The organism is Bacillus sp. FJAT-22090 (assembly GCF_001278755.1).
Lineage (GTDB): Bacteria > Bacillota > Bacilli > Bacillales_A > Planococcaceae > Psychrobacillus.
This window is the reverse complement of record NZ_CP012601.1, coordinates 2,232,873-2,246,458: the sequence shown is the minus strand read 5'-3', so window position 1 is coordinate 2,246,458 and position 13,586 is coordinate 2,232,873. Positions and strand designations below refer to the sequence as shown.

The following is a 13,586-nucleotide window of genomic DNA, read 5'->3' as shown; positions in this document are numbered from 1 at the left end:
ACATGTCGAAAAAATGTATAACTAACCTTAGGCATAAAGATTTTTATCCTATTAAAGGTGTGGGGTATGAAGGTTTTTTTAGAGGTTATTTCTACTATGAAAATCAATATGTCACCCATGAAAATTTTGCGAGCCTATTTAACAATGATGATCTTTTTTCCATGGAGTTTGCTCGATGGAACGGAGAATATGCTCTAATTTTTATGAATGAAAACAAGACAACGCTTGTTACGGATATGAAACGATCCATTCCACTTTTTTATTCAACAGATAAAGAAGGAAACTGGATAGTCCAAGACTTTATCGAGCCTCATGAAGGCATGAAATTGAGAAAAGAATCGGAAGAGGAGTTTCTTGTAACAGGCTTTGTTTTTAGAGATAAGACTTTGTATGAAAATTGGTACCAAGTGCCTGCCGTGTCAACAGTCACATTGACGGATCAAGCAAAACAAACTTATTATTATTCGTATGTGTTGGAGAAAGAACCAGAATCCATTGATTCATTTGCAGAAGAGCTTGAACATGTGTTTCATTCATTGTTTGACGATTTGGCAGATAGATTACAAGGTAAACAAATTGTCATTCCACTAAGTGGTGGATATGATTCAAGATTGATCGCTCTTATGTTGGTAGAAAGAGGGTTGAAAGATTCTATTACTACCTTTACATATGGTCGACCCGGTAATGGAGAATCCACAGTGAGTAAGCAAATTGCGGATCGTCTAGGCCTTAAGTGGAAATATTTCGCATATGATAAAAAGATGTGGGAAGAAATGTATCGATCAACAGATTGGAAAGACTACGTTGTGTATTCCAGTAACGGAGTTTCTGTAGCGCATCTTCAAGATTTTCCAAGTACGAAGCTTCTAGTTCAAGAGGAAAATCTAAAGGATGCCGTATTTTTACCAGGGCACTCATTAGATTACTTGGCTGGTGGACATTTACCATACGAATCGATTGTAAATAAAGATTTTGAAGTAAGTGAAATCCAAACCTTTATCATGAATAAACATTTCCGATTATGGGAGCTTTCAGGTGAGAAAAGCTATGCTTCGACTACTATTGGTAGAGGGCTCATAAAAGATATAGAAGTTTACTCAAATTACACGAATGAGCGTGTGACTTCTATTATTGATGAGTGGAACTGGAGAGAAAGACAATCAAAGTTTATTATAAACTCTGTTAGAGTTTATGAATATTTTGGACAAGGATGGTCGATTCCATTGTGGGATGACCGATTGATTCACTTTTTCAGTAAGGTTCCAGTTGATTTGAAGTATAAAAAATATTTGTACGATTACACATTGCACAAAATGTATCCGGATTATTATCCATTACCAGAAAAGCCAGGTCCTGAAAATTCGATGAGAAATAAATATGGATTACTCTATCCTTTATTGCGCAAAATATATCGAATGAAAAATCTTTATCGAAAATATTTTGATGAACCAATGGAGTGGTATGGAATCTATCCAACGTATAAACAATACGTCAAATCACTAACGTTTAAAAGAGATGGTCAAAAATACGAGCATCCATACAATATTAATTCGTTTATCGTAAAAGATATGATTCAAATGATAAAGGAGATTACAAAATGAAAGTTCTTACCATTCTAGGGGCAAGACCACAATTTATTAAAGCAGCTCCTGTTTCGCGTGTATTACGAGAAGAGGTTACTGAGCTTATCGTGCATACGGGTCAACACTATGATGCAAATATGTCTGATATCTTCTTTGACGAGTTGAACATTCCCAAACCAGATTATCATTTAGGTATTGGTTCTGGAAATCACGGAAAGCAGACTGGCGAAATGCTTGCTAAAATTGAAGATATTATTTTAACAGAAACACCGGATTTTGTACTTGTATATGGGGATACTAACTCTACACTTGCAGGTGCACTAGCTGCGGCAAAACTTCATATTCCAATCGTGCATATCGAAGCAGGTCTTAGAAGCTTTAATATGAAAATGCCAGAAGAAGTAAACCGTATCTTAACAGATCATGTGTCGAGCTTGCTTCTTTGCCCGACAGATACTGCTATCCAAAACTTAACAAACGAAAACATTACGAATGGCGTTTATAATATTGGTGATGTTATGTATGACGCAGTTTTATACAATAAAACACTTGCGGAATCCACCTCTTCTATTTTAGAACGTGAAAAGTTACGAGCAAAAGATTATTTACTCATTACGATTCACCGTGCTGAAAATACGGATGATGTTGATCGTATGAAATCGATTTTAGATGCATTTAGTCAAATTCCTGACAATAAAGTTTGGCCGATCCATCCGCGTACAAAGAAAAAACTAGAGGATTATGGATTCCAATTGGACCAAATCCCTAACTTACAAGTTATTGAACCAGTTGGTTATTTAGATATGCTTTCTTTAGAAATGAACGCTAAAAAAATAGTAACTGATTCTGGTGGAGTTCAAAAAGAAGCATATTTTGCCGAAGTTCCATGTGTGACAGTACGAGATCAAACTGAGTGGGTAGAAACTCTAATAGAAGACGCGAATATCCTTACTGGTACAGATACGACTAGAATAGTTGAAGCAGTACAAAAGCAAGTGACTCCATCATATTCTCCTGTTTTTGGAGATGGAAAAACAGCTGAAAAAGTGTTAGCTTTACTAAAGGAATATACAGCTTAATTCAGCAACCTAAGCTGAATTGAGTTATAGCCTCAAGCGGATGCAACAGATTTTTGATGGGGAACTTATTGAGCGAACCCGTTAAAAATCTATGCGCAATTGCCCCGAGGAGTAATTGATGAATTTAAAGTAGGTGTGAGCATTGTTAATTTTTAGCATATGGCTCTTTACTGTGGTGGCTTCCACATACCTTTTCCAAAAGGTTTCTGGAAGCCTTTCTCTTGTAAAGCCAAATATGATTTCTATAATATATTATTATTCATTCCTTATCTCCAGTTATATTGGCGGATTATTAATCGCATTAGGAATAGATGATTATTATATGATCAAAAGAATGGACCATGAGGAATATCGGATCATTGGATTTGTTTTATTGACGATATTAATGATTTTGTTCCCACTTACGCAGCTAGTTGTAGGGAGACTTTTTGGTTTTAATGCACAATTAGAATTTGAACGATACCTACATGAACCCGTTCGTACAAGTGTAGATAAGAATAAGAGAATATTTCAGCTTGCATTTACTGCTCTTGCTGCAATATCTGTTTTAGCTGTTGCTTATACTTTATTAAAGACGCATTCAGTTCCTTTTTTTGAACTATTAAAGGGAAATACAGAGGATCTTGCTAAGATGCGTATTGATGCATCAAGAGGGTTTAGTGGAAACGTGTACATCCGGAATATCTTTGCTATTGCTTTAACGCCAATACTATCGATCATTGCGTATGTATATGCAATTCAAACAAGAGAAATAATTTGGAAGACACTATTTTTTACGCTTTTCATATTTTCAGTATTAATTTCTACATATGATTTAGCTAAATCTCCAATTTTCTTTTATGTCATCATGTTAATACTTACGAGAGTTTTTTCAAATAGCTTAAAACTTAATTGGAAAAAGATAAGTGGTTACCTTATTGCTGGTGCTATACTTTTAATCGGTATGTATATTGCTATACAAGGAGTGACAGAGGTAGAAAGCTTTTTAGCTTATAATACTGGTCCAATCGGAAGAATAATCTTGGCGCAAATCTCGCCTTTTTTCTTACATTTGGATTCGTTCTCTCATTCACTATCTTTACTAGAAGCAAAAGGACTTCCTTCTTTTATCATTGGCTTTTTTGATATGGAACAAGTTCGTTCTGCTCGAATGATGATGGAAAACGTTTTTCCTGAGAACGTGGATAAAGGAACTGGTGGAGTATTAAATACAATATTCTTAGGAGAAGCTTTTGCTACTTATGGATATTTTGGTGTCATTGCTGCAATTATTTACGTTGCGGCAATCATTCAAATCATTTATATGCTCTTTTTGAGATTAAGAAAAACACCAGTTGTCATCGCATTATTTGTATATTTTACAATTAATATTCCAAGAACTCTTGTCGGTGGGGTTTCCGATTTCTTATTTAACCCTATTTGGATTATGACGACAGTTGTTTTAGCTGGATTATATATTTTAGAACAATACTTTACGGTAATATGGAGTTTTCTGATGAGCAAAGTGAAGAAGAAAAGAGTGAAGGCATGAAGAATATAATTATCTATTATCCTTTTACAGTCGCTTCCAACCCAAAAAGTGGCTCTGCATTACGACCAGTTGAAATGATGAAGGCATTTGAAGTATATGCAAAAAAGTATGAACTTGAAATGATTGTTATATCTGGAACTAGTAAAGAAAGACGTGTGCTTTGGAACAAGATTGTTGAAGAGAAAAAACACGAGCAAACATTGTTTTGCTATTCGGAAAACCAAACGATTCCTCTTTGGCTAACCGATCCAGGTCATAAACCACAGGATTGGAAAATAGATAAAGATGTATTTCAAACGTTGAAGAATCTTAATGTACCAATCGGTGTTTTTTATCGAGATGTCTATTGGAAGTTTGACGAACTTTATTCATTAAAAGGGTTGAAAAAATTCGTCATGCAAACTATTTATAAAATGGAAGAAAAATTTTACGAAAAATATGTGCATACAATTTTTTTACCAAGCGATGCTATGGGTCAGTATGTAAATATACGCACTGAGAAAATGGCACTTCCACCAGGTGGACGGTTTACTGAAATTCGTGTAAATACAAATGAGATTCAACAACCGTTTAAGGGAATCTATGTTGGTGGCATTAACAATGTGGATTATGGATTGCCAACTCTAGTAGATGCTTACAATCTGTTAAATAAAGACAGTGTATTAGGTGAATTAATAATTGTTTGTCGTGAAGATGAGTTTGGCCAATTAAGTAAAGAAGATAAAGAAAAGATAAACAAAGATTATATTTCATTAAAGCATGTTAGTGGTGCAGAACTACAACAAGTATATGAAGAAGTAGACTTTGCCTTTATTCCTCGAAAAAGATCAATCTACAATGATTTTGCTGTTCCGATAAAACTAGTGGAATATTTAACTGCAGGTCTACCAATTATCGCAACAAATTGTTCCGCACAAGAAGACTTTATCCAGTCAGGTCCATATGGAGTTATTACGACCGACGATGCAGAAGGACTCGTTCAAGGAATGCAATCAATCAAACCACATTTTTCAACATATAAAAGAAATATTCAACAATCGTTTTTACAGAAGCATGCATGGAATGAACGTGCCGAACAAGCGGCGCATGCGCTGATAGGAGGCATAAAATGAAAATAGCATTATTAGCTCCAAGTAAATCAATTCATACACAAAAATGGGCTTTGTTTTATCAGTCACAAGGTATTGAAGTAAAAGTGTATACATTTAAAGATCATTACTCTGAAGACAATGCTAAACTAATACCTACAGAAATTTTACCAAAAGTATTACCTGGTAAAGCTTCCTACTTGGCAGCAGCACCAGCCTTGAAAAAGATGCTAAAAGATTGGAATCCAGATATTTTACACTCACACTTTGTATCAAGCTACGGCTTATTAGGTGCGATGGTTAACTATAAAAAGTATTTTGTGTCAGTGTGGGGAAAAGATATTTTTGTATTCCCTAAAAAAGGCAGATTAAATAAAATGCTAATCGAATTTACGTTAAGTAAAGCAACTGCTATTTGTTCCACAAGTCGTGTTATGGCGAAAGAAACTAATCTATACACAAATCGTCCAGTAGAAGTAACTCCTTTTGGTGTAGATATTGAACAATTTTACCCTTCTGAAGAAGTAGCTGAAGCGGACGAAAAAATTATCGTTGGGACAGTTAAAGCTTTAGAAGACAAATATGGTATAGCCGATTTAGTAAGAGGCTTTGCGTTGTTCCATAAGGAATTTCCGAATTCTGAGCTTATTATTACAGGAGACGGCCCTCAAAGAGCTGAATATGAGCAAATTGCAAAAGATTTAGGTATTGATGAGGTTACAACCTTCACTGGAAAAGTACCGAATACGGAAGTACCTAATGTCATTCGTAAAATGTCTATTTTTGCTGTTCCTTCTACAGAGGATAGTGAAAGCTTCGGTGTAGCAGCAGTTGAGGCAATGGCCTGTGGTGTACCGGTTGTTGTTTCCAATGTTGGCGGCTTGCCAGAAGTAGTCGTTCAAGACGTAACTGGCATCGTAACGGATAAAAACAGTCCAGATCAGCTAGCAGCAGCATTTAAAAAGCTAGCTAGAAATAGTGACCTTAGAGCTTCAATGGGTAAAGCTGGAGTGGACCATGTAAAAGAAAATTATAGCTGGATAGATAATGCGCATTATATGCTTTCTTTATATAATAAATATTGATCAGACAGTTGATTCAATACTGACTGATAAATGAAAAGGGGAATGAACATGATTAAAAAAGCGGTTATTCCTGCAGCAGGATTTGGAACTCGTTTCCTTCCTGCAACAAAAGCATTGCCAAAAGAAATGCTACCAATTGTAGATAAACCAAATTTACAATATATTATTGAAGAAGCAATCGCTTCTGGAATTGAAGATATTATTATTGTGACCGGTCGTAATAAAAAATCGATGGAAGATCATTTTGATAAATCGATTGAATTGGAATTGCTTTTGAAAAAAACAGGTAAACTAGAGTTACTTGAAACAGTAGAAAACATTTCTAACTTAGTGGACATACATTATATGCGTCAAAAAGAGCCACTTGGATTAGGACATGCTATTCTGTGCACGAAAAAGTTTATCGGTAATGAACCATTTGCTGTTTTACTTCCAGATGACATTATTGATGCAGAAGTTCCTGCATTAAAACAAATGATTAATAAGTATGAACAGGTAGAAAGCAGTATTCTTGGGGTTAATGAAGTGCCGACAGAAGATGTCAACAAGTACGGAATTGTAGACTATAGTGAAGCAGAAAATGATTTATTTTCAGTGAAACGATTAGTTGAAAAACCTTCTATTGAAAATGCACCATCCAACCAAGCTATTGTTGGACGCTATATTTTAACACCAGGTATATTTGAAGAGTTGGAAAAAGTACAACCAGATGCAAAAGGTGAAATTCAGTTAACTGATGCAATTGATTCATTACTAAGAAAAGAATCTATTTACTCTTACATATTCGAAGGAAAACGATATGACGTTGGAGATAAATTTGGATTTTTACAAGCAACATTTGACTTTGCATTGAAGCGTGACGATTTAAAAGAACCGTTACTTGCTTATTTGAAGAATAAATTGAAAGAATAAAACGGTGATAGCTATGCGTATTGTATATTTGTGTCAACACTTTCCACCTGAAACAGGTGCTCCGCAAATCCGTGTATATGAGGTAAGTAAAGAACTGCTAGCTCAAGGGCATGATATCCAAGTAGTGACTGCTTTTCCTCATCATCCACACGGTATAATTCCGGATGAATATAAGGGAAAAAAATATGAATTTGAAAAATGGGACGGTATTCCAGTACATCGTACATGGATTTATCCATCTAAAAAGGGAACATTTTGGAAGCGCTTAGTTTCTTATTTTTCATTTACATTTAGCTCATTTTACGGTTTAATGAAAGCTGGAAAAGTAGATGTCATCATAGTAAACTCTCCTCCCATCTTTTTAGGATTGACTGGTTTATTGAGTGCGAAACTAAAAGGTGCGAAGTTTGTATTTAATGTGGCAGATGTTTGGCCAGAATCAGCAGTGAAGCTAGGACTCGTTAATAACAAGTTTTTTATCAAACTTGCGGAGATTTTAGAATCCTTCCTTTATAAACATTCCTGGAAAATAGCAACAGCAACTGATGGTATTAGATCGTATATTATGAATCATTCGCAGCCTGCGGACAAAGTATTTGTATTGCCAAATGGCGTAAATACAAACTTCTTTCAACCTGCAGAAAGAAATGCGGAATATGTTGAAAAATTTAATTTACAAGATAAATTTGTATTTTCTTATGGTGGAAACTTAGGATATGCACAAGGTTTGGAGTTTATTTTATATGCTGCTAAAAAAATGCAGGATATTGCTCCAGACGTACATTTCTTAATTGCAGGTGCTGGACCTGAGGAAGAAAAACTACATCAGCTTAAAGAAGAACTTGGTCTTTTGAATATGACATTTTTAGGACATCTTCCTTTAAAAGAAATGCCAAAACTATTTTCTGTTACAGACGTTAGTATAGTTCCATTACGGGATTTAGAGTTATTTGAAGGTGCTCGCCCGTCTAAAATTTTCCCAGCGGCTTCTTCAGGTGTACCTGTTCTGTATTGTGGTAAAGGGGAAAGTGCAGAAATTGTATCTAAAAATGGTATTGGTTTAGTTGCAATGCCTGAAAACGTCGATTCTATTGCTACTACGATGTTTGAGTTTGTCGAATTAAAAGAAGAAGAAAGAAGGGAAATGCAGGAGAATGGTCGGAAACTAGCAATTAATGAATATAGCTGGTCATCTATTGTCAAAGATCTTTTGCACAACCTTACTAAATAGTAATAGTCTTTTCAATATACATGACGATGAAATTTTTGTATAATTGGTTAGATTATATTTTATAAGTAAAGTAGGGAAAGAAAATGGCTACTTCACGTCGAACAAAACGTAAATCAAAGACCAAAAGAAAAGTTTTATATACAGTATTAACCGTTTGTATGCTATTGTTGTCGTCTGTCATCGTTTTTGCTATTAATTTATCTCTCGAGACAAAAAATGCAACCTCTAAAATGTATGAACCTCTTGATAGTGAAAAAGAAGCAAAAGATGATACAACAAAGAAATTTGAAAATGCGAAAGCCGAAGACTCCGCGTTTACAATTTTATTAGCAGGGATTGAAAATCAAGAAAAAGCAAAATATGGTCGTGCAGATGTACTTATCGTGGCAACCATCAATCCAAAGACCGAAAAAATATCTATGGTAAGCCTTCCTCGAGATATGAAAGTTTATATCCCGGATCTCGGCTACAAAGATAAAATAAATCATTCGTATGCGAATGGTGGTATAAACTATACTGTTAATACAGTAGAAGAATTGCTTGATATTCCTATTGATTATTATGTTTCAACCGACTTCCAGGGGTTTGAAGACATCGTTGATACAGTAGGGGGAGTAGATGTAGAGGTTCCATTTACATTTAAGGCTCAGCTTACAGGTAGTTTAAAATGGAAGACGTACACAGAAGGTCCAATGTATTTAAATGGAAATGAAGCGCTTGCTTATGTGCGTATGCGTAAAAAAGATCCTCAAGGTGATATGGGACGTAATCTTCGTCAGAAACAAGTCATCGAGGAGATCATCAACAAAGGCACAAGCATAAGTAATATTACAAAAATTGACGACATGATCGGTGATGTCGGAAACAATGTAAAGACGAACATTCCTACTTCTGAATACTTCAGTCTTATTAAAATGTATCAAAAGATTAAGTCTTCTCCAATTGAGCAGTTACAAATAGAAGGCGATAACGATACAAGTAGTGGATATTATTATTTCATTCCAAGAGAAGATTCTCTGGAAGAGGTAAAAAATCAACTCAAACTTAATTTAGATGACTTCGGACAAAATGCATCAAGTGAAACAAATAATAAAACAACGCAAGTAAATGATTTATCAATAGGCAAATGAAACGAGTGGTCGTAATGACCACTCGTTTTTTTGTTGAAGAATAATATGTTTTATTAATATTTGCTAAACGTGAAATTCCCACTACCACGCTTCGACTACCCCTTGAAAGACGTACGTCGCTATTGCTACCTATCAAAAGCAATTATAAATAATAAAAATGTTAGAAAAGGGCAATCAATTGTGGGCTTAAAGCGACCATTTAAATATGATAGCAACCATAAGAACCGGTACTTCTACTAAAAAGCCTCGCCGCTTTGTGGATGCCTCCCGCGATAAGCCGGGCAGAAGAGCACTGCCAGTCTTATCGCTTCGGCAACCATTTGGAAGGCGCCTCGCTGTTGCTTCCCATCAAAAGCAATTCTTCATTATAAAAGAGATTACGATGTTGGATAAGGGCTATCAATTTGTGCATAAAGCAACCATAAGAACTGATACTTCTTCTAAAACGCTTCGGCGCTATGTGGTTGCCTCCCACGATAAGCCGGGCAGAAGAGCACTGCCAGTCTTATCGCTTCGGCTACCACTTGGAAGGCGCCTCGCTGTTGTTTCCTATCAAAAGCAATTCTTGATAATAAAAAGAGATACTGTTGTTGGATTAGGGGCAATCCATTGCGTTCTTATAGCAATCACAAGAACTTGTACTTCATCTAAACGCTTCGGTGCTTTATGGATGACTAACGCAATAAACCGGTCAGAAGAATACTACCAGTTTTATCGTATTGTCTACCACTTGGAAGACGTCTCTTTAACACATCATATATACGTCTTGTAATAAAAATGAAATCCTTATGTTGGATAAGTGTAATCTTATCAAGTCTAACTGAATCAAAAAATAGTAGCTAGAATATTAGTGTAAGCTACCAATCCCTCTTCAAAAACAAACAGTCGTTTCGAGAAGGAACTTATTTATGAGAAAGTTGAAAAACCTTTCTGTTGTCTTAGTTTATGACTCTTTATCTTCCTTATTTAACATGACATTATTCGCCAATTTTTTATTATTTTTTAGCAAATAGGTCTTAATCAACCATAATTTAGGTAATTTTTATTACCTAAAGTTATATTACAGTCTTGTTACAATGGTTTTAATTACATTCGTTGGATTGTTTTATCTAATTTTGTCTATTAAAATGGAAGAAATACACGTTTCAAGGAGGAACAAATGAAAAAAGTAATTGCATCTTCTGTTTTAGCAACTTCTGTCCTTTTGCCAATGAATGTTTTCGTGAGCACTCCACTCTCCACATATGCTGCTTCGAATGAAATTGTCGCATCTAATCAACTTATCGGGAAAAAGGCAATACTTACCGAAGATAATGTCAATATTAGAATTGGAGCAGGAACCGAGTTTAATAGTATTACGAAAGTAAATACTGACCAAATTGTTTCCATTCTTGCAACTGAAAAAAATAGTAAAGGCGAGATATGGTACAAAGTTTCTTTTAATTCTACAGAAGGTTGGATTATTAGTGACTATTTACAAGTAGAAATGACTACTGTAACAACTACTGAGCCGGACTTTGTAGGAACTACTCAAGTTATCGGTAAAAGTGCTTCGGAAATGAGAAGTGGTGCCACAACTTCTTATAAAGTAGTTGCTACGATTCCAACACGAACTTCATTAGAAGTATTAGATTCTTTCACGAATGCTCAAAAGGAAGTTTGGTTCAATGTTGAATTTGAAGGTAAAAAAGGTTGGGTGAAGTCCGATTTATTTTCGTTGAATACTGCAGCTGGACAAGCTCCAACGACCGCAGTAAAAAGTAGTTCAATCACTAATGGAACTAGTTATGTAGGAACAACTCAAGTTATCGGTAAAAGTGCTTCTAATATGAGAAGTGGTGCAACTACATCTTATAAAGTAGTTGAAACTATTCCAGCAGGCACTTCATTGAAGATACTTAATGCATTCACGAATGCGAATAAAGAAGTTTGGTTCAATGTAGAATATAAAGGTAAAAAAGGTTGGGTAACATCTGATTTATTTGCTTTGAAAGCAACTGCGGGACAAACTGCTACTTCGAAAAAAGTTGTTAATCAAACGACAATTCATAAAGGAGCAACTAAAAATTATACGGTTGTCTCTACTGCGAAACCAGGAACGACATTAGTGATCCACGAAGAGTTCACAAATGCTTACAAGGAAAAATGGATGCAGGTAACTTATGCTCCAGGGAAAAAAGGTTGGATCAGCTCATCTGCTTTTGAAGATACATCTATTGCAAATAAAACAGTTCTTAGAAAATCTACTGTCCATTCTGGTGCTACAAATAGCTATAAAACAGTTGCTACGATAAATGTAGGAACTAAATTACCTATACATCAAGAGTTTACAAATGCAGCAAAAGAAAAATGGTATCAAGTAACATATGCAGCAGCTAAAAAAGGATGGATTTCAGCATCTGCATTTGAAAGTGTTTCATCAACTCCAGGAGAAGATGAAACTCCACCAGTGGATGGAAATGAACATGTAATAGAAGACACGCATTTGAAAGTCTCCGTTGCGGTTGCAAATATGCGTTCAGGCCCAGGATTAAACTTTGAAGTTGTTACACAATCAAAAATGAATGACTCATTCCTTTCACCGGAATATGCTGTGGATGCTGTAGGTGAAAAGTGGTTTAAAGTAAGTACTACTAGTGGTGATGCATGGTTACATCAATCTGTTATTACTTTAGAAGACTCATCTGTTGATGTACCGGATTATGGAGACAGTGGGGTAATTCAGCGTTATAATGCCCTAGTTTATGCAGATAGCACTTTCAATTCTAAAGTCATCGTAGGATTAGCCAAAAACACATCCTTCACAATCCTAAGTCAGAAAGTGACTGATGGCACTGTTTGGCTTCAGATAAGTACAGCAAATGGACAAGTAGGATGGATCCCAGATTTTGAAGTAAATGTAAACATCCCTACAAAATACGGCACTAAAACATCTACAGTTTATAATGGTGCAAGTGCTACTGCGAAAAAGGTTGATACTATTTATTTAAGCTCACCTGTTCGCGTATTACGCACATTAAATGGCTGGGTAAATATTGAAACACAAAACCAAAAACGTGGTTGGATTCAAGCGTCGGTTTTATCAGATGCATCTCCAATTTCTTTGACAAATGGACGAACAGAAGTACGCAATGGTCAAAACTATCTTGTATGGTCCAAACCATCTAAATTTAATATTTCTTATTCAATTCCAGCTAAAAATGTTTTAAAGGTATCTGGTAATCTATCACAAATTAATGAGATAAAATCGAAGGTTACTGGCGTTGACAGTATGAAAGTAGAAAAGGTTTCTGGAGGTACATCAGTATTAACAATTACCTTCAACCCTAATTATACTTACACAATCCGTGACTATGATAAAGAACTAACGATTAAAGTAGTTCCTAAAGGACTAGCTGGGAAGAAAATTATTTTAGACGCTGGACATGGCGCTAAAGATCCTGGTGCTGTAGGTCCGAATAAGACAAAAGAAAAAGATGTTACATTGGCAACAGCAAAAGCTTTAAAAGCAGAATTAGAGGCAGCAGGTGCTGAAGTTGTACTCACAAGAAGTACGGATGTTTTCCTAGAGTTGAAACAACGTACTGATATTGCTAATAAATCTGATTATGATGCTTTTATTAGTATTCATGCAGATGCTTTCGCTGCTACTTCTAAAGGAACAACGACATATTACAACGCTTCAGTAAACTTTAATGGACCAAAAAGTTATACACTTGCAAAAAGTGTTCAAGCCGATCTTGTAAAAGCTATCGGAACATATAATAGAGGGGTAAAACAAGAATCCTTCTATGTAAATCGTATGAATGAGTTACCTTCCGTTTTAGTAGAGTTAGCATTTATCTCTAATCCAACTGAAGAAGCACAATTAAAAACAGCTAAGTTTCAAAAAAATGCGGCAATCGGAATTCGTAAAGGATTAGAAAACTATTTTAATCAGTAATTGA

10 protein-coding genes are annotated in these 13,586 nt (G+C 35.3%); all 10 read left to right on the top strand.

Going from position 1 to position 13,586, the window contains the following annotated elements; all coding sequences use genetic code 11:
* Positions 1–2: 2 nt before the first annotated feature.
* Positions 3–1,601: an asparagine synthase C-terminal domain-containing protein gene (locus AM499_RS11445; protein ID WP_053590337.1), complete on the top strand. Its 1,599-nt coding sequence runs from the start codon at positions 3–5 to the stop codon at positions 1,599–1,601.
* Positions 1,598–2,662, top strand: coding sequence for a non-hydrolyzing UDP-N-acetylglucosamine 2-epimerase (gene wecB, locus AM499_RS11440; RefSeq protein ID WP_053590336.1), 1,065 nt, complete (start codon positions 1,598–1,600; stop codon positions 2,660–2,662). Before AM499_RS11445 ends, wecB begins: the two co-directional genes overlap by 4 nt.
* Before the next feature lie 235 nt (positions 2,663–2,897).
* A complete protein-coding gene (locus tag AM499_RS11435; protein WP_231687444.1) occupies positions 2,898–4,193 on the top strand; it encodes an oligosaccharide repeat unit polymerase in 1,296 nt (431 codons plus the stop codon).
* Positions 4,190–5,305: a glycosyltransferase gene (locus AM499_RS11430; RefSeq protein ID WP_053590335.1), complete on the top strand. Its 1,116-nt coding sequence runs from the start codon at positions 4,190–4,192 to the stop codon at positions 5,303–5,305. The genes AM499_RS11435 and AM499_RS11430 overlap by 4 nt, the downstream gene beginning before the upstream one ends.
* A complete protein-coding gene (locus AM499_RS11425; RefSeq protein WP_053590334.1) occupies positions 5,302–6,366 on the top strand; it encodes a glycosyltransferase in 1,065 nt (354 codons plus the stop codon). The genes AM499_RS11430 and AM499_RS11425 overlap by 4 nt, the downstream gene beginning before the upstream one ends.
* 48 nt (positions 6,367–6,414) lie before the next feature.
* A complete protein-coding gene (galU, locus tag AM499_RS11420) occupies positions 6,415–7,278 on the top strand; it encodes a UTP--glucose-1-phosphate uridylyltransferase GalU (RefSeq protein ID WP_053590333.1) in 864 nt (287 codons plus the stop codon).
* Between the two features lie 13 nt (positions 7,279–7,291).
* Complete coding sequence (locus AM499_RS11415; protein ID WP_053590332.1) at positions 7,292–8,509, top strand: glycosyltransferase family 4 protein; 1,218 nt, start codon at positions 7,292–7,294, stop codon at positions 8,507–8,509.
* An 83-nt stretch (positions 8,510–8,592) separates the two neighbouring features.
* Positions 8,593–9,639, top strand: a complete 1,047-nt coding sequence (locus tag AM499_RS11410; protein ID WP_053590331.1) for an LCP family protein — start codon at positions 8,593–8,595, stop codon at positions 9,637–9,639.
* A 205-nt stretch (positions 9,640–9,844) separates the two neighbouring features.
* Positions 9,845–10,411 carry a hypothetical protein gene (locus tag AM499_RS21685; RefSeq protein ID WP_156316794.1) on the top strand — a complete coding sequence of 189 codons (567 nt, stop codon included), beginning with the start codon at positions 9,845–9,847 and terminating at the stop codon, positions 10,409–10,411.
* A gap of 387 nt (positions 10,412–10,798) precedes the next feature.
* Positions 10,799–13,582 carry an N-acetylmuramoyl-L-alanine amidase family protein gene (locus AM499_RS11405; RefSeq protein ID WP_053590330.1) on the top strand — a complete coding sequence of 928 codons (2,784 nt, stop codon included), beginning with the start codon at positions 10,799–10,801 and terminating at the stop codon, positions 13,580–13,582.
* Positions 13,583–13,586 lie beyond the last annotated feature (4 nt).